This window comes from Pseudomonas sp. RU47 (genome assembly GCF_004011755.1).
Classification (GTDB): Bacteria; Pseudomonadota; Gammaproteobacteria; order Pseudomonadales; family Pseudomonadaceae; genus Aquipseudomonas.
The window spans coordinates 2,770,215-2,786,755 of sequence record NZ_CP022411.1 but is presented as its reverse complement, the minus strand read 5'-3'; the positions used below and the strand labels follow the sequence as shown (position 1 = coordinate 2,786,755).

Annotated in this window: 12 protein-coding genes; 11 read left to right on the top strand and 1 reads right to left on the bottom strand. The window is 60.0% G+C overall.

All coding sequences use genetic code 11. The features are described 5' to 3' along the window. Positions 1-67: 67 nt before the first annotated feature. The 4 genes from CCX46_RS12715 to CCX46_RS12700 all read left to right on the top strand — a co-directional run bounded on the left by CCX46_RS12715 (position 68) and on the right by CCX46_RS12700 (position 3,596). The gene (locus tag CCX46_RS12715) at positions 68-361 is read left to right on the top strand and encodes a putative quinol monooxygenase (RefSeq protein ID WP_016984406.1); all 294 of its coding nucleotides are present in this window, start codon (positions 68-70) and stop codon (positions 359-361) included. A 238-nt stretch (positions 362-599) separates the two neighbouring features. Next, on the top strand, positions 600-1,004 hold the full coding sequence (locus CCX46_RS12710) for a cupin domain-containing protein (RefSeq protein ID WP_127926951.1): 405 nt from the start codon (positions 600-602) through the stop codon (positions 1,002-1,004). A 214-nt stretch (positions 1,005-1,218) separates the two neighbouring features. Continuing rightward, positions 1,219-1,932 carry an ATPase gene (locus CCX46_RS12705; RefSeq protein ID WP_127926949.1) on the top strand — a complete coding sequence of 238 codons (714 nt, stop codon included), beginning with the start codon at positions 1,219-1,221 and terminating at the stop codon, positions 1,930-1,932. Between the two features lie 365 nt (positions 1,933-2,297). Continuing rightward, complete coding sequence (locus CCX46_RS12700) at positions 2,298-3,596, top strand: hypothetical protein (protein ID WP_127926947.1); 1,299 nt, start codon at positions 2,298-2,300, stop codon at positions 3,594-3,596. Positions 3,597-3,657: 61 nt separating this feature from the next. Here the strand turns inward: CCX46_RS12700 and CCX46_RS12695 are convergent, their stop codons facing one another. After that, positions 3,658-8,553, bottom strand: a complete 4,896-nt coding sequence (locus CCX46_RS12695) for an NAD-glutamate dehydrogenase (RefSeq protein WP_127926945.1) — start codon at positions 8,551-8,553, stop codon at positions 3,658-3,660. Between the two features lie 504 nt (positions 8,554-9,057). Here CCX46_RS12695 and CCX46_RS12690 point away from each other — a divergent pair. From CCX46_RS12690 to CCX46_RS12660, 7 genes are all read left to right on the top strand, one after another. Continuing rightward, positions 9,058-9,411 (top strand): hypothetical protein, encoded by a 354-nt coding sequence (locus CCX46_RS12690; RefSeq protein ID WP_127926943.1) that lies wholly within the window; start codon positions 9,058-9,060, stop codon positions 9,409-9,411. Between the two features lie 272 nt (positions 9,412-9,683). Further along, positions 9,684-10,643 (top strand): AAA family ATPase, encoded by a 960-nt coding sequence (locus CCX46_RS12685; protein WP_007913915.1) that lies wholly within the window; start codon positions 9,684-9,686, stop codon positions 10,641-10,643. 5 nt (positions 10,644-10,648) lie between these two features. Further along, entirely contained in the window at positions 10,649-11,593 is a 945-nt protein-coding gene (locus CCX46_RS12680) for a DUF58 domain-containing protein (protein ID WP_127926941.1), read from the top strand. Further along, the gene (locus CCX46_RS12675) at positions 11,590-12,087 is read left to right on the top strand and encodes a DUF4381 domain-containing protein (protein WP_034155614.1); all 498 of its coding nucleotides are present in this window, start codon (positions 11,590-11,592) and stop codon (positions 12,085-12,087) included. Before CCX46_RS12680 ends, CCX46_RS12675 begins: the two co-directional genes overlap by 4 nt. Beyond that, a complete protein-coding gene (locus tag CCX46_RS12670) occupies positions 12,080-13,159 on the top strand; it encodes a vWA domain-containing protein (protein WP_127926939.1) in 1,080 nt (359 codons plus the stop codon). The genes CCX46_RS12675 and CCX46_RS12670 overlap by 8 nt, the downstream gene beginning before the upstream one ends. After that, positions 13,156-14,895, top strand: coding sequence for a tetratricopeptide repeat protein (locus CCX46_RS12665; RefSeq protein ID WP_127926937.1), 1,740 nt, complete (start codon positions 13,156-13,158; stop codon positions 14,893-14,895). The genes CCX46_RS12670 and CCX46_RS12665 overlap by 4 nt, the downstream gene beginning before the upstream one ends. Continuing rightward, entirely contained in the window at positions 14,892-16,529 is a 1,638-nt protein-coding gene (locus CCX46_RS12660) for a BatD family protein (RefSeq protein WP_127926935.1), read from the top strand. The genes CCX46_RS12665 and CCX46_RS12660 overlap by 4 nt, the downstream gene beginning before the upstream one ends. Positions 16,530-16,541 lie beyond the last annotated feature (12 nt).

The window sequence follows — 16,541 nt, the reverse complement described above, 5'->3', positions numbered from 1 at the left end:
CCTATCCTGCACAGGCGTTATCCCTCAATGAGCAGGATTCGTCCGGCCTGATTCAGGAGTGTGAGCAATGTCCAACGAAGTGATCAATACAGTCCAGGTGCAGGCTGCGGCCGGCCGCTCGGATGAACTGGGCAGGCAACTGCAGAAGATCGTCGAAACCCTGCGCGAAACGCCGGGCTGCGATTCCTACCTGGTCGACCGCTGCCCCGAGGACAGCCACCGCTGGACGGTCAGTGCCCGCTGGCAATCGGAAGCGGCGATGCAGGCGCATTTCAACCGGCCCGAGGCGCAGGGGTTTATTGACCTGATCGATAGTCGGTTGGCCAATAGCGTCGACTTCAATAGCTTCCCTATCGTCTGATCTGACGCCTTCGCGAGCAAGCTCGCTCCCACAGGTTTTTGTGTCGTACATTAATTATCGAACGACGCTGAACCCTGTGGGAGCGAGCCTGCTCGCGAAGGCGTATTCAGCCGCACCGACAACCTTTCTGAAACACCGCCAATTGGTCACCCAATCTTCCCGAATATTGGCCGTTTGAATGCCCCGCCCTGCGGACTACTGTGATCAGCAACACCCCAATCCTCACAGGTAACCCGCCATGAAAGCCCTGCCCTTCTTCGCCGCCGCCCTCGCCTTGAGCCTTTGCACCTCGGCCGCCTTCGCCCACGATCCCTCGGAAAAAGTCACCGTCCTCCAAGACCAGATGCTGAAAAACGCCCCCGGCAAAAAAGCCATGATGATCGAGGTCGATTACAAACCCGATCAGTCCTCTATCGCCCATAAACACGACGGCACCGCCATGGCCTACGTGCTCGAAGGCGAAGTGATTTCCCAGGTCAAAGGTGAACAACCGATCACCTACAACAAGGGTCAGTTCTGGTACGAACCTGCTGGTTCCGAACATTTGGTCTCGAAAAACGCCAGCCAGACCAAGCCTGCCAAGTTGCTGGTGTTCATGGTCCTGGCTCCGGATGAAGAAGTGTTGATCCCGCTGAAAAACTGATGGCTGTTTAACCAGCCATAAATAAACAGGCGCAAATCGACGATTGGCACCTTTTTATTTCGCGGCGCAATTAGCGGTTACGGGTTAAAGCCAATAAAACTATTGCTCTGCTTTTATTACAGCAAATTGTCAGCTTGGCGGGTTTAGTCTGAATCAACTGTCGTCGCCGACGGCATTGCAAACTTTCCGTCTGTTGTTTCACGGGAGAAACACCATGAAACTTGCGCTCACCAGTGTACTGGCGATATCGGTTTTAGCTCTGTCAGCCTGTTCGGTACCCACCGCGCCTCAAGCCGTTTCCTCACTGGACACCCTGCTCCCCCATCCCACCGGCCGCAGCAGCGCCACCCAGGTAAAAAGCGGTCCCGGCGTATCGCTCGGCGTGGTCTACAGCCCAAGCACCCAGACCAACCGCGAATACCTGCGCGACTATCAGGCCAACGCCGGCACCGGTTTCGGCCAGAGCCTGCTGGTGCAGCCGATCCATGACGCCTACGTCGCCAGCTCGAAACCGGACATGGCGGTGGAATGGGTCAATGCCTCGCTGCAACGCCAGTTTGGCTCGGTGACGGTGTATCCGGACATGCAAAGCCTGCGCGCGGCCAGACCGGATGTAGTCGCAATCGTCGACACCCACAGCCAGTTGATCACCTCGCGCAGTTCCGATATCAAAGCCGATGTCAGTGCCGACTTTTATGATGCGCAGTTGAACTATATCGGCACGGCGAAAGGTTCGGATGCGCGGGAGTTGACGCCAGTGTGGGCGGACTTCAAGGGTTCGGAAGAGATAGTGGCGGATATTAATCAGCAGCAGGATGTGCAAGTTCGGGCGCTGCAGAAGTTTGACCAGTCGCTCAGCAATTTAGTCGCGATGCCTGCGAATAAAGTGTCAATGCTGAATAGTCAACACGGTCAGAAGTTGTATTGAATGTAAGGGCCCTTTCGCGAGCAGGCTCGCTCCCACATTTGAAATGCATTCCCCTGTGGGAGCGAGCCTGCTCGCGATGGCGCCGGAACTGCCAGCACAACCCCCTCAGACATAAAACAGCCCCGGCATCTCACGACACCGGAGCTTCCTCGTTCAACCACTGCCCAAGCCGAGTAAAACTCGGCATTGGCAGCAAAGGCGAGATACCGCGCCCTCGAACTTCACACATATCCTCATCTGTCTACTGTCAACCCTGACAGTAGACCGTCTCGCCAAATTGGCTTCCAATAATCTGACTGTATTGATCTCTCGATCCCAGGTCGGTTATCGGCGTATGCAGAAACCACAGGTTTGAGGAGCAGGCAATGTCTAACATTATCAATAGCGCCAACGTGGAAGCTCTCGACCCGACTTTCGGATCTGATGAATCAGGCGTGAGTTGGTTAAAATATCCGGATGGCACCAATGGATTTGTGTGGGGCATCACCGTCGCGCCGGACAACAAACTGTTGATCGCAGGCAGAGCTGGAAAACGTTTCTCAATCGTGCGCCTGAAGACTGATGGTCGACAAGATCCCGATTTCGGTGATCAAGGAAGTGTCATTGGTGAGTTCGCAGTCGGCGATCTATCAACGGGCAGGGGTGTTCGCGTACTCAAAGACAAGACAATACTGCTTGAAGGGTGGTTCGAGTACGATCCTTCGTCCCCATTGCTGCGTGGTTTGGCTCTTTTTGACGATAAAGGAATGCCCGTCAAGGCATTTGGAAACGATGGGGTACTGATCGTTGATCCGATCTCGACACCCGCCTACCGATTGTCCAAAGAAGAGATCGCCAATAAAGACGCATCGACGTCCCGCGAAGGTGGGCACTCCATTGAGTTGCCAGACGGCAAGCTGATGATTATCAGCAATCATCTATATAGCTTCAGCGACAATATCGGTTTATTAATCAGGCTGGAAAAGAACGGTTCGCTGGACATGGATTTTCATGAAAAAGGCTATGTCGCTGTCCAGTACCTTGCTAATTACACAACGGCTAACTCACTGATAAGGCTCCAGGATGGATCGTTTGTCGTTGGTGGAAACACTGCTGTGGAAGGCAAAATGATGCCGATGATTGCTCGCTTCAATGCACAGGGCGAGATCATTAAAGAGTTCGGAAACAAAGGCTTCGTTGTGATTGAAACTGATCAGCATAGTGGCGGTACAAGTCAACTTATAGAATTACCTGACGGCAATATCCTGGGTATTGGTAGCACGTCGTCAGACGGGATTCAAAGTGGCCTATTGTTTTGTATCGACAACAAAGGCGCATTGGTCTCTTCCTTTAATCAAGGCGAGCCATTGATTACCGCATATCCACGGGCGCCGCTGGGTATTCAATGGCATCAAGGCACCCTGCGTCAGGGTAAGCACATTATGGTTATCGCCGACACCTTAGGAGAGGAGGACTCAAAAACGATCATGGCCAAGTTCGACCTGGACGGTGTTCAAGACACCCATTTTGCAGATAAAGGTTTTTTGACCATTAATCTAACTGACGTTCTCGACTTAGGCGTATCCATAGCCACCCAAAATGATCAGATTATCGGGGCTGGCGCTTCCTTGCCTCATGCCGATGGCGTACGCGGTTTCGCCTTTCGTTGTTCGGAACTGGTGTAAATAAGAACAATGAAAAAGCCCCGCCTCTTCCGAGAGCGGGGCTTTTTCATTCAACCACTACTTACGCCAATTCAAGCTCGGCATTCGCAGCAGCCGCAGGCACGACCGCTTGCCCACTCAACGCCAGGTCCAGCAGTTCACGGTTGGCCACGGCATACATGGCGTAGTCCGTGCCGCTCGCAGCACGGATTTCCACCAGCATGGCGCGCCAGCGCGAGATCATGCTTTCGTGCTGTTCCATCCACAGCGCCAGACGTGCTTCCACATCCAGTGTGCCGTCGCCCTGTTGCAGGACGGAGATGGTGATCGCCCGTTGCTGCCAGTCGACGTCATCACGGAACGCTTCACGGGCCAGAGCCTGCCAGTTGTTTTCAACCGGCAGAGCGCTGATCTGTTGCAGGTACCAGGTGATGTCCAGCGCACTGCCCACGGCGAAGTAAGCCTTGGCCACTTCGGCAGGGTTCTGGCCAGTCACGTCGGACGCTTCGATGATCGGCAGCAGCGTGTACAGGTGCGAGGTACCCGCAACCATACGCGCCAGCAGTTCCGGCACACCGGCTTCGACGTACGCCTGATAACGCGCCTGCCAGTTTTCACGGATTTCGCCGCTCAGCAGTTCGTCGAGTTTCAGGCCCAGCTCTTTCAGGTGCGGACCGAAATGCGCGACGTCACGGGCAGCGTTCTGCTCGTTGCGACGGGCACGCAGGAACCAGCGCGTAGCGCGACGGCCCAGACGCATCAGCTCGTCCATCAGCTCCAGCTGAACGTCAGCGCTGACTTGGTAGTCCAGCGCTTCGATCTGACGGAACCAGTGCGGGAGGTGGAAGATGTCGCGCACGATCACATAAGCGCCAGCGACGTTCGCCGGGCTCATGCCGGTCGACTCTTTGAGTCGTTGAACGAAGGTGATGCCCATGTGGTTGACCAGATCGTTGGCGATCTGGGTGCTGACGATCTCGCGCTTCAGGCGGTGACGACGCATGGCTTCGGAGAACTTGCTGACCAGGGTCGGCGGGAACGCCGTTTCCATGTCGCGGGTCAGGTAATCGTCGTCCGGCACCAGCGAGCCCAACAGCTGCTCTTTGAGGTCGATCTTGCTGTAGGAGATCAGCACCGACAGCTCAGGACGGGTCAGGCCGTGGCCTTCAGCAATGCGCTCGGCCAGTTGCTCTTCGGTCGGCAGGAACTCGATGGCACGGTCCAGCTTGCCACGGCCTTCCAGATCGCCCATCAGACGCTTGTACTCAGCGATGCGCGCATACGCACGACGTGCCGCCAGGGACAGGGCCTGAGTCTGCTTGTAGTTGTTGCCCAGCACCAGATTGCCGACTTCGTCGGTCATGCTCGCCAGCAACTGGTTGCGTTGCTTGTCGGTCATGTCACCGGCCTGAACCACTTCGTTCAGCAGGATCTTGATGTTCACTTCGTGGTCGGAGCAGTCCACACCACCGGCGTTGTCGATGAAGTCGGTGTTGGAGCCGCCGCCATTCAGACCGAATTCCACACGACCCAGTTGGGTCATGCCGAGGTTACCGCCCTCGCCCACGACTTTGCAGCGCAGCTCGTTGCCGTTCACGCGCAGTGCGTCGTTGGCCTTGTCGCCGACATCGGCGTGGCTCTCGGTGCTGGCCTTGACGTAAGTACCGATACCGCCGTTCCACAGCAGATCCACCGGCGCCTTGAGCAAGGCGTTCAGCAGTTCGGTCGGGGTCAGCTTGTCAGCCTTGATGTCGAAGCGTTCCTGCATCTGCGGGGAGATCGCGATGCTCTTCGCGCTGCGCGAGAAGATACCGCCACCTTCGGACATGATGCTGGTGTCGTAGTCGGTCCAGGCCGAACGCGGCAGGTCGAACATGCGCTGACGCTCGACGAAGCTGGTCGCCGGGTTCGGGTTCGGGTCGATGAAGATGTGCATGTGGTTGAAGGCCGCGACCAGTTGCAGCTTGTCGGACATCAACAGGCCGTTACCGAACACGTCACCGGCCATGTCGCCGACGCCGACCACAGTGATGCTGTCTTCCTGAACATTGATGCCGCGCTCGCGGAAGTGACGTTGTACGCCAACCCACGCGCCTTTGGCGGTAATGCCCATTTTCTTGTGGTCGTAACCGGCCGAACCACCGGACGCAAACGCGTCACCCAGCCAGAAGCCGTAGTCGATAGCGATGCCGTTGGCGATGTCGGAGAAGGTTGCAGTGCCCTTGTCCGCTGCGACCACCAGGTACGGGTCGTCATCGTCGTGGCGAACCACGTTCAATGGCGGTACCAGCGCGCCGTCTTTCAGGTTGTCGGTGATGTCCAACAGACCGGAAATGAAGATGCGGTAGCAGGCGATGCCCTCGGCCGCGATCTCGTCACGGCTGCCGCCCAGAGGCAGGCGACGCGGCAGGAAGCCGCCCTTCGCACCCACTGGCACGATGACCGAGTTCTTCACTTGCTGGGCTTTTACCAGGCCGAGGACTTCGGTACGGAAGTCTTCTTCACGGTCGGACCAGCGCAGACCACCACGGGCAACGTTACCGAAGCGCAGGTGCACGCCTTCAACGCGTGGCGAGTAAACGAAGATTTCGAACTTCGGCACTGGCTTCGGCAGTTCAGGGATCGCGTGCGGATTAAACTTGAAGCTGAAGTACGACTTGTTCTGGCCGTTGGCGTCAGTCTGGTAGAAGTTGGTGCGCAGGGTGGCTTTGATCAGGTCGAGGTAACGACGCAGGATGCGGTCTTCGTTCAGCACCTGAACATCGTCCAGTGCGGTCAGAATCGCTTGTTCCAGACGCAGTTGCTTGTCTTCCAGATCGTCGTCGCTGAGTTTGCGCGCCAGATAGAAGCGGGTCTTGAACAACCGGGTCAGCTCGCGAGCGATGTCGGTGTGGTTGTTCAGGGTGCTGGCGATGTAACCCAGATCGAAGCCCAGACGAATCTGCTTCAGGTAACGCGCGTAAGCACGCAGCAGCGCAACGTCTCGCCATGGCAGGCCGGCGGTCAGTACCAGACGGTTGAACGCATCGTTTTCGGCGTCGCCGCGAACGATGTGGACGAAGGCGTCCTGCAGGGTGTCGTTGAGTTGCTGGATGTCGAGGTCCAGGCCTTCAGCGGCAGTGAACGCGAAGTCGTGGATCCAGAACTCGCGGCCATTGGTGTGACGCAGACGGTACGGGAATTCACCCAGCACGCGCAGACCGAGGTTTTCCAGAATCGGCAGTACGTCGGACAGCGCCAGCGGGGTGTCGGCGTGGTACAGCTTGCAATGCAGCTCGCGCTGGCCGGAGACCTGACCGAGCGGCTGATAGAAGCTCATCACCAGCGGATTTTTTTCGTTGAGGCTCAGCAGGTGCTGCATGTCGACCACGGCCGAATGCGCTGCGAAACGCTCGCGGTAGCCGGCCGGGAAGCCTTTCGGGAAGTCGGCCAGCACGTTGGTGCCGTGGGCTTCGCCGAAGCTTTCGACGGTCAGTGCGGCGTAGTCGTCCTGCCAGCTGCGGCAGGCTTGCACGACTTCTTTTTCCAGCAGCACCGGGTCGATGTCGAGACGGTTTTTCGGGTCGACACGCAGGATCAACTGCACGCGCGCCAGTACCGACTCGGAGAAGAACGTCCAGAATTCGCAGTCGGAAGCCTTCAGACGCTCCATCAATACTTGCTGGATCTTCTGGCGAACTTCGGTGGAGTAGATGTCGCGCGGCACGTAGGCCAGGCAGTAGCAGAAACGACCGTACGGGTCTTTGCGCAGGAACACGCGGATCTTGTTGCGTTCCTGGATCTGCACGATCGACATCACGGTGGTGAACAGTTCGTCGACCGGGGTCTGGAACAGGTCGTCACGCGGCAGCACTTCGAGGACCTGCGCCAGTTCCTTGCCCAGGTGAGCCTTGGACTGGAAGCCGGAGCGCGTTTCGATTTCTTCGACCTTGCGGCGGATGAACGGGATGACCCGCACGCTCTCGCCATACACCGAGGAGGTGTACAGGCCCATGAAGCGGTGTTCCTTGATGACTTTGCCGTCAGCGTCGATTTCACGGATCGACACGTAGTCCGGGTACGCCGGACGGTGCACGCGGCTCGGGTGCGCAGCCTTGGCAAACGACAGCAGGGTCGGTTCGCGCAGGTAGGCAACGGCGTAGTCTTCGATGCGCAGGTCTTCGTAGGTCAGGCCGGTGCGCAGCAGTTTGGTCAGGCCGAGGAAGGAGTTCTGGTCGTACTCGATATGGCCGCCATCGGCCTGATCGGTGACCACGAATTCTTCGTAGCCGAGGAAGGTGAAGTGGTTGCCCACCAGCCATTCCAGGAAGCTCTTGATTTCGTTCTTTTCGTCGGTATCGACGGCAAACGCGCTGTTGTCGAGTTTGGTGAGGATTTCCTGCACCTTGGCTTTCATCGGCTCGAAATCGGCGACCGCAACGCGGACTTCACCGAGAACCTGTTCCAGCTCTTTGCTCAGCACATTCAGTTCGGCCGCGTTGGCGCAGCGGTCGATTTCCAGGTACATCAGCGATTCGTGCAGAACGCCTTCGCCGGTGCTGCCCTTCGGCAGGATTTCCAGCAACTCGCCCTTGCTGCCACGACGCACGCTGAGCACGGTGGTTTGCAGGGTGTGGATGCTGTAGCCGCGACGGTTCAGCTCGGTGCGAACCGAGTCGACCAGAAATGGCAGGTCATGGTGCAGGACTTCGACCGCGGTGTGGGTCGACTGCCAGCCATGACGCTCGTAATCAGGGTTGTAGACGCGCACTTGCGGTTGCGCGTGATCGAAGCGCTCAAGCAGGCGCCACGCAGAAAGAGTACAGCCAGCGAGGTCGGAGAGGCGACGTTGAGTCAGCTCGTCCAGGGAAATGATGCCGAAGAATTGTTCAGCGAACAGCGCCACTTGTGGCAGTGCCTGTTCACTGATGTGCTGCGCCAGTGCCGCTTGCAGTTGGTGCTGGAAGTCGGCTTTGCTGGCTGCGGTGAAGAACGCCATCTGTGGTACTCCGCTTAAGCTTGTTATTGATGGAAAGCGTCGCGTGCAACACCCCTTTCGGGGCTTGTGTCGCCCTGTTCCTGATTCTCGGGCAGAGGAAACAGGGGGACAGGTGGGTGAAGCTGGACGGGACACTCAGGTCACATTCACCTTCCATTGAATGGGCATCTGCAAAAGCGACTGCCAGAGGTGCCGACAATGCCTTTACGGGTGCTCATCCGTTGCGCAGCTTAAAGGGTGCGACAATGTGTCTGCTTGCGGTGCTGCGACATATTCGGTCATTGGCACGTAAACCGAGGGTTTGGCATCGGTAAACACTAGCACTCGTGGCGCAAAACGCTGGTCTGAATGCCCGTTTTTACGGTACATGCGTGCCAGAAATGACCATTGACCCACGTCGCGTTCACGACACATCCTCTGACACTCTCACATGCAGAAATTCCCGAGGACTGGCAGAATCGCGCCCATTAGCGACCAACACGTCCCTCGAGGCAGGAATTGACCATGCAAATGAACACCGCCCTACTCATCGTCAACCCGTGCGATGACGAAGAAGACAACATGGCCATGCTCTGCTGCCACAGCGACAAGGGCGACATGTTCCTGATGAGCCGCTATCCGGACGAGGATGAGCTGGAGATTACGCTGGATGGCGAGCCTTCGACTCTAGATGGCGTGAAAGTCACGCTGACTTCGAATCTGCTGAAGATCGAGATCGCGGCGGCGGATGCCGATGCGTTGAACGGGGATGATGTGCTGGAGATCAGCTTTAACCCGGATATGGTGGATATGGATGAGGTTGTCGAGACCTTGACCAATATCCTTGATGGGACTGGCACCTTCATCAACGAGGTTTGATGGTGTCTGGGCTGGCCCCTTCGCGAGCAGGCTCGCTCCCACATTGACGGATGTACGCCGCTCAAAATGTGGGAGCGAGCCTGCTCGCGAAGAGGCCCGAAAGAACACTACCCCTCCCCGGCACTACAAAAATCCAACAAATCCCCCAGTCATTTCCCGCACTTTGCGCAAAATGCCGTTAGTCGCCACCCCCCGCGATGGATTAAAGTAACGCCCCCAGCCCCGGCGTTATCCGAACGCCGGTGGCCACCCCTTTCCAGGAACAGTCATCGATGGAACATCGTGAAGCGCTACTGGCGCTGCGAACCTTTCTTTCAACGCAGATTCTCGGCCAGGAAAAACTCATCGAGCGTTTGCTCATCGCCCTGCTCGCCGACGGCCACATGCTGGTCGAGGGCGCTCCGGGTCTGGCCAAGACCAAAGCGATCAAAGAACTCGCCGAGGGCATCGAAGCCCAGTTCCATCGCATCCAGTTCACCCCGGACCTGCTGCCGGCCGACATCACCGGCACCGAGATCTATCGCCCGGAAACCGGCAGTTTCGTGTTCCAGCAAGGGCCGATCTTCCACAACCTGGTGCTGGCGGACGAAATCAACCGCGCCCCGGCCAAGGTGCAATCGGCGCTGCTCGAAGCCATGGCCGAGCGTCAGGTCAGTGTCGGTCGTAGCACCTATGAGTTGTCGCCGTTGTTTCTGGTGATGGCCACGCAGAACCCGATCGAGCAGGAAGGCACTTACCCGCTGCCGGAAGCGCAGCTCGACCGTTTCCTGATGCACGTGAAAATCGGTTTCCCGGACGCTGCCGTCGAACGCCGCATTCTGCAGCAGGCCCGTGGCGAAGCGCTGAACGGTGAGACCAAGCCCGAGCGCCGTGTGAGCCAGCAGGCGATTTTCGCCGCGCGCAAGGAGATCCTCGGTCTGTACATGGCCGACGCCGTGGAGGAATACCTCGTGCAACTGGTCATGGCCACGCGCAACCCGGCCAAGTTCGACCCGGAAATGGCCGAGTGGATCGCCTACGGCGCCAGCCCGCGCGGCTCGATTGCCCTCGACCGTTGTGCCCGCGCCCACGCCTGGCTGGCAGGTCGCGATTTCGTCAGCCCGGAAGACATTCAGGCCGTGCTGTTCGATGTGTTGCGTCACCGCATCATTCTGTCGTTTGAAGCCGAAGCCGCCGGCATCGATCAGGATCGGGTGGTGCAGCGGATTCTCGACGTCGTAGCCGTCGCTTGACCCCCATGAACGCCCCCCTGCCGTCCGAACCGGGCATCCGCGTCAGCCTCGCCGAGCTGATCGAGATGCGCCACCGCGTGCGCGAGGTGCAGCTGTTTTCCACGCCGAGCCAGCGCAGCCCGCTGATCGGCCTGCATCACTCGAAATTCCGTGGTCGCGGCGTCGACTTCGATCAGGTGCGGGTCTATCAGGCCGGCGACGATGTGCGCACCATCGACTGGCGCGTGACGGCGCGCACTCAGGAGCCGCACACCAAGCTGTTCCATGAAGAACGCGAACGGCCGATTTTCATCATGGTCGAGCAAAGCACGCGGCTGTTTTTCGGTTCCGGGCTGATGTTCAAATCGGTGCTCGCGGCACAAGTCGCGGCGTTGATCGGTTGGGCCGCGCTCGGCCATAACGACCGCGTCGGCGGGCTGGTCTTCGGCGACAACGAGCACTACGAAATCAAGCCACGGCGCAGCAAACAAAGCCTGCTGCAATTGCTCAACCGTTTGGTCAAGGTCAACCAGTCACTGCACAGCGAGCGTGAGCCGGATCGCGATGCCTTCGGCGTGGCCTTGCGCCGTGCCCGTGAAGTGCTGCGCCCGGGCAGTCTGGTGATTGTCATCTGCGACGAGCGTGCGTTGTCCGACAGCGCCGAACAGCAGCTGAGTCTGTTGTCGCGGCATTGCGATCTGTTGATGCTGCCGTTGTCCGATCCGCTCGATCACGCCCTGCCCGCCGCCGGGCTTTTGCGGTTCGCGCAACGCGGTGCACAACTGGAGCTCGACACGTTGAACTTCGACCTGCGCCAGACCTATCGCGCCCAGGCCGAAGCGCGCATCGCGCGCTGGGAATTGCTCGCGCAGAAGCTGCGGGTATTGCTGATGCCGCTAAGCACGCAAAGCGAAATGGTCGAGCAGATGCGCGAATTCCTCAATCCGCAGCGTCCGGGGAAAGGTCGATGAACGGCCTCGAACAACTGCAACCACTGATCTCGCCGCCACCGATCGCCTTCTGGCCGCCGGCACCGGGTTGGTGGCTGCTGCTTCTGCTGTTGCCGCTGCTGGGTTTTGCCGTGTGGCGCCTGCGCCGTTTCATTCCGCTGAAGAAGCGCCCGATCGTCCGTGCTGAACAGCCGCTCGACCCGGTGCGCATCGCCGCCCTCGCCGAACTCGCACAAATGCCCAAACCTTACGACGGCGCCCCGGCCGGTGCCTGGCTGCAGCAACTCAACGGCCTGCTCAAACGCCTGTGCCGCAACCACTACCCCTACAGCCAGAGCCATACTCTCAACGGGCGTAAATGGCTGGCGTTCCTCGATAACCGTTGCCCGGCCGCCGGCCTGACGCGCTGGATGGTGTTGGTCGAAGGCGCGTACAAACCAGAATGCAAACTCGACGACAAAGCCATCGCCGGCCTGACCCAAGCGGTCGACACGTGGATTCGCAAACATGTTTGAGTTCGCCTGGCCGTGGATTTTTGTGCTAGTGCCGCTGCCGTGGCTGATGCGCCTCGTGCTGCCGGTGGCCGACAGTGGCGAGCCAGCCCTGAAAGTGAGCTTCCTCGCTGATCTGGAAGGCCTCGCCCGCCGCCGCGCTCGCGCCAATCTGCCAGCGTGGCGTCAACAGGCGCCATTCATGTTGCTGTGGCTGTTGCTGCTGAGCGCCGCCGCCCGTCCGCAATGGCTCGGCGAACCACTGCCGATCGCTGCCAGCGGACGGGATTTGCTGGTCGCGGTGGATGTGTCCGGCTCGATGGATTTCCCGGATATGCAGTGGCAGGACGAAGAAGTCAGTCGCCTGACGCTGGTGCAGCATCTGCTCGGTGATTTCCTCGAAAGCCGCGATGGCGACCGTGTCGGCCTGATCCTGTTCGGCAGTCAGGCCTATCTGCAAGCGCCGCTGACCTTTGATCGCCACACCGTGCGCGTCTGGCTCGACGAAGCGCGGATCGGCATTGCCGGTAAGAACACCGCCATCGGCGATGCCATCGGTCTGGCACTGAAACGCCTGCGCCTGCGTCCGGCGCAAAGTCGCGTGCTGATTCTGGTCACTGACGGCGCCAACAACGGTGGCGAAATCGATCCACTGACGGCGGCAAAACTGGCTGCCAGAGAAGGTGTGAAGATTTATCCGATCGGCATTGGCGCCAATCCTGAGGACAGCGGTTCGACCGGCCTGCTCGGGGTCAATCCGAGCCTGGACCTCGACGAGCCGGCGCTCAAAGCCATCGCCGAAGTCACCGGCGGCCAGTATTTCCGCGCCCACGACGGCAAAGAGTTGCAAGCGATCAAAGACACCCTCGACCAGCTCGAACCCGTGACCCAGCAACCAACCCAGGCGCGCCCGGCGCAAGCCTTGTATCACTGGCCCCTGGCGTTGGCGCTGTGGTTGAGCCTGTCGCTGGTCACCCGTGAATTGTGGCCGGACAACCCGTTGCAACGCCTGTTTACCAAGGAGCTGTATCTGCAAAGTCCGTTGCCTGACTGGCGCGAGCGTCTCAAGCGCCTGCGTCTGCGGAGGCGCCGATGATCGCGCTCTGGCCGCACTGGTTCCGTCCGTGGTGGTTGCTGTTGCTGCCGCTGCTGGGCTGGCTGATCTGGCAACTCTGGCACCGGCAGAAACGCGCCGGGCGCTGGCAGATGATTCTGCCGCCGGCGTTTCATGCCACCCTGCTCAGCGGCGGCAATGGTCGCGACAGCAAACTGCCGTGGATTGCCCTCGGCGTGGCGTGGTTGCTGACCATTCTGGCGCTGCTCGGGCCGAGTTGGGAGCGCGTCGAACAGACCAGCCAGAAACCCGCCGACCCGTTGGTGGTGGTGCTGGAACTGACCCCGGAAATGCTCGCCACCGACTCGCCGCCGACACGACTGGAACAGGCGCGGCGCAAGCTGTTCGACCTGTTGCAGGCGCGCAGCGATGCGCAGACCGCGATCGTCGTCTACGCCGGCAGCGCGCACACGCTGGTGCCGCTGTCGGATGACCTCGCGACCAGCCGCAATTTGCTCGATGCCCTGAAGCCTTCGTTGATGCCGGAAAGCGGTCATCGCGCCGATCTGGCCGTGAGCAAAGCGCTGGCCCTGCTGAAACAGGGCGCGCTCGGTCAGGGGCGAATTCTGCTGATTGGTTCGTCATTGAACGAAGAAGAACGCCAAGGCATTCGCCGCGCACTCAGCGGACAGTCGGCACAATTGTTGATGCTCGGCGTCGGCACTGCCGAAGGTGCGCCAATCGCTCAAGAGGACGGCAGTTTCCTCAAGGACGAACAAGGCGCGATCCGCGTGCCGCAGCTCGACAGCCCGGCCTTGAGTGCGTTCCTCAACAGTGTCGGCGGCGAATACCACCCTGCCCGTCTCGACGAGGCTGATCTCGGCGCGCTCGGCCTGCTCAACGGCCCACGCAGCCTGCGCGACGACGGCCAGACCGTGCGCCTCGATACCTGGGCCGATCAGGGTTACTGGCTGCTGTTGCCGCTGTTGCTGCTCGCGGCGTGTGCCGGGCGTCGCGGCTGGTTGTTCTGCCTGCCTTTGCTGTTTTGCCTGCCACAGCCGAGCTACGCTTTTGACTTTGAGGATTTGTGGCTGCGCCCCGATCAACAGGGCCTGCACTTGCTCAAACAGAAGCGCCCGGCCGAAGCCGCGCAGCATTTTGACGATCACCAATGGCAAGGGGTGGCGTTGTACGAAGCCGGCGACTACAGTGGCGCCGCCCAGCGTTTCGCCGAAGGCAGCGATGCCCGCGCCCACTACAATCGTGGCAACGCGCTAGCGAAAAGCGGTGAGCTGGAAGCGGCGATCGACGCCTATGAGCAGGCACTGGAACAGCAACCGGATTTACGTCCGGCGCAGACCAACAAGGCGCTGGTGGAAAATCTGCTCAAGCAGAAAAACGCCCCCCCGCCCGCCGAGCCGGACACCAAGCCAAGCGAGCAGCAAAGTCTGCCGGGCGACGAACCAGCGCCCGCGACCACGCCGCCACCGGCGGTAAAAAGTGAAACCCAGAGCGAAGCGCAACCGAGCGAATCGGCCAGTGAACCGCCACCGACCACGCCGCCGCAGCCAGGTCCAAACGAAGTGCCAGGCAGCGCCGAGGAAGAACAAACGGACACCGTGCCAACGCTGCGCCCGAGCGAGGACAACCTCGAAGGCGAGCAACGTCAGGCACTGGAACAATGGCTGGGCAAGATCCCGGATGACCCGGGCGAACTGCTGAGACGCAAATTCTGGTACGAACAGCAACAACATCAGGATCAGGAAAACACTCGATGACCCGCTTCACCGCTCTCTTGCTGCCCCTGCTGCTCTGCACGGCCACCGCCCAGGCGGCCGAGCTGACGGCCAGCGTGGATCGCAGTCGCCTGAACTCCGGCGAGACGGTCGAACTCACCCTCGAAACCAGTGACGTAACCCAGTTCGGCAAACCCGACCTGACCGCGCTCGAAGCGTTGTTCGAAGTGCGCGGCACGCGCCAGGTCAACCAGCTCAACACCCTCAATGGTGACAACCGCGCGACCACGCGCTGGATCATCACCCTGCTGCCCAAAGAGAACGGCAGCGTGGTGATCCCGCCGCTGCAACTGGGCGACACGCAGAGCCAGCCGATCACCGTGCAAGTGGTCGAAAGCGATACCCGCGAGAACAAGAACAGCCTTGACCCGGTGTTCATCGAAGCCAGTCTCGATCAGTCCAGCGTCTATGTGCAGGCGCAGGCGATCCTGACCCTGCGCATCTACCATTCCGTTTCGCTGTACGACGACAGCAGCCTGACGCCGCTGCAAATCGCCGATGCGCGCATCGAGCAACTCGGCGACACGCGCACCTACGAAAAAGACCTCAACGGCGTGCGCCATGGCGTGATCGAAATGCGCTATGCGATCTACCCGCAACACAGCGGTTTGCTGACCATTGCGCCGCAGACCTTCAGCGCCACACTGGTCGATACGCAGCCGTCACAGGATGCCAATGCGCAAGGGCCGAAGCCGGGCAAGCTGATGCGCGTCAGTTCCGCCGAAATCCCCCTGACGGTGAAACCCAAACCCCTGACTTATCCGGTCGACGCACCATGGCTGCCCGCGCGCAGCCTAAGTCTCAGCGAAAGCTGGAACCCGGAACCGGAACACACTCAGGTTGGCGATTCGATGACGCGCAGCCTGACCCTGAAAGTCGAAGGCTTGGCCAGCTCACAACTGCCAGCGCTGCCCGCCACCGACGTCAACGGCCTGCGCCGCTACCCCGATCAACCGGTGCTGAGCAACCAGAGCACTGACCGCGGCATTGTCGGCAGCCGTGAAGAACGCGAAGCCTTGGTGCCGAGCCGCAGCGGCGCCATCGAATTGCCGACGGTGGACGTGGTTTGGTGGAACACCTTCGAAGACCATCTGGAACACAGCAGCCTGCCCGCGCGCACCCTGCAAGTGGCCAACAACCCGAGCCTGCAAGTCGACACCCCGGCCGGCAACCTGCAAGTGAGCGCCGTCGATAACGACGTGTTGTGGTGGTGGAAACTCAGCACCCTGATCCTCGCCTGCACCACCCTCCTCGGCTTCGGCCTGTGGTGGCGCGCACGCTGGCAACCGGCGGTGCATCGTGCCGCACAAACCGGCCCGAGCCCACGCACGCTGATGGATGACATCAAGCGTGCGAGCCAGGCGAATGATCCGCAGGCGACGCGGCAGGCACTGGATGCGTGGGCGCGTCAGCAGCCGGAGACACTGGCGGACATGGCAGCGCGGTTTGTGCCGTTGTCGGATGCGCTGGATGGGTTGAATGGTGCGCTGTACAGCGAGACGGGGCAGCACTGGCAGGGTGAGGATTTGTGGCGGGCGATCCGCACGATTCCCGCGGCGGAACGGGTGCAGGATCCGGTGGGTGATAGCGGGTTGCCGCCGCTTTATCCGAAGTGAACGCACGATCCC

Excerpts from the sequence above, each read along its gene's own strand:
- CCX46_RS12715 (WP_016984406.1), top strand. The coding sequence starts at position 68 with ATGTCCAACGAAGTGATCAATACAGTCCAGGTGCAGGCTGCGGCCGGC.
- CCX46_RS12710 (WP_127926951.1), top strand. The coding sequence starts at position 600 with ATGAAAGCCCTGCCCTTCTTCGCCGCCGCCCTCGCCTTGAGCCTTTGC.
- CCX46_RS12705 (WP_127926949.1), top strand. The coding sequence starts at position 1,219 with ATGAAACTTGCGCTCACCAGTGTACTGGCGATATCGGTTTTAGCTCTG.
- CCX46_RS12700 (WP_127926947.1), top strand. The coding sequence starts at position 2,298 with ATGTCTAACATTATCAATAGCGCCAACGTGGAAGCTCTCGACCCGACT.
- CCX46_RS12695 (WP_127926945.1), bottom strand. The coding sequence starts at position 8,553 with ATGGCGTTCTTCACCGCAGCCAGCAAAGCCGACTTCCAGCACCAACTG.
- CCX46_RS12690 (WP_127926943.1), top strand. The coding sequence starts at position 9,058 with ATGCAAATGAACACCGCCCTACTCATCGTCAACCCGTGCGATGACGAA.
- CCX46_RS12685 (WP_007913915.1), top strand. The coding sequence starts at position 9,684 with ATGGAACATCGTGAAGCGCTACTGGCGCTGCGAACCTTTCTTTCAACG.
- CCX46_RS12680 (WP_127926941.1), top strand. The coding sequence starts at position 10,649 with ATGAACGCCCCCCTGCCGTCCGAACCGGGCATCCGCGTCAGCCTCGCC.
- CCX46_RS12675 (WP_034155614.1), top strand. The coding sequence starts at position 11,590 with ATGAACGGCCTCGAACAACTGCAACCACTGATCTCGCCGCCACCGATC.
- CCX46_RS12670 (WP_127926939.1), top strand. The coding sequence starts at position 12,080 with ATGTTTGAGTTCGCCTGGCCGTGGATTTTTGTGCTAGTGCCGCTGCCG.
- CCX46_RS12665 (WP_127926937.1), top strand. The coding sequence starts at position 13,156 with ATGATCGCGCTCTGGCCGCACTGGTTCCGTCCGTGGTGGTTGCTGTTG.
- CCX46_RS12660 (WP_127926935.1), top strand. The coding sequence starts at position 14,892 with ATGACCCGCTTCACCGCTCTCTTGCTGCCCCTGCTGCTCTGCACGGCC.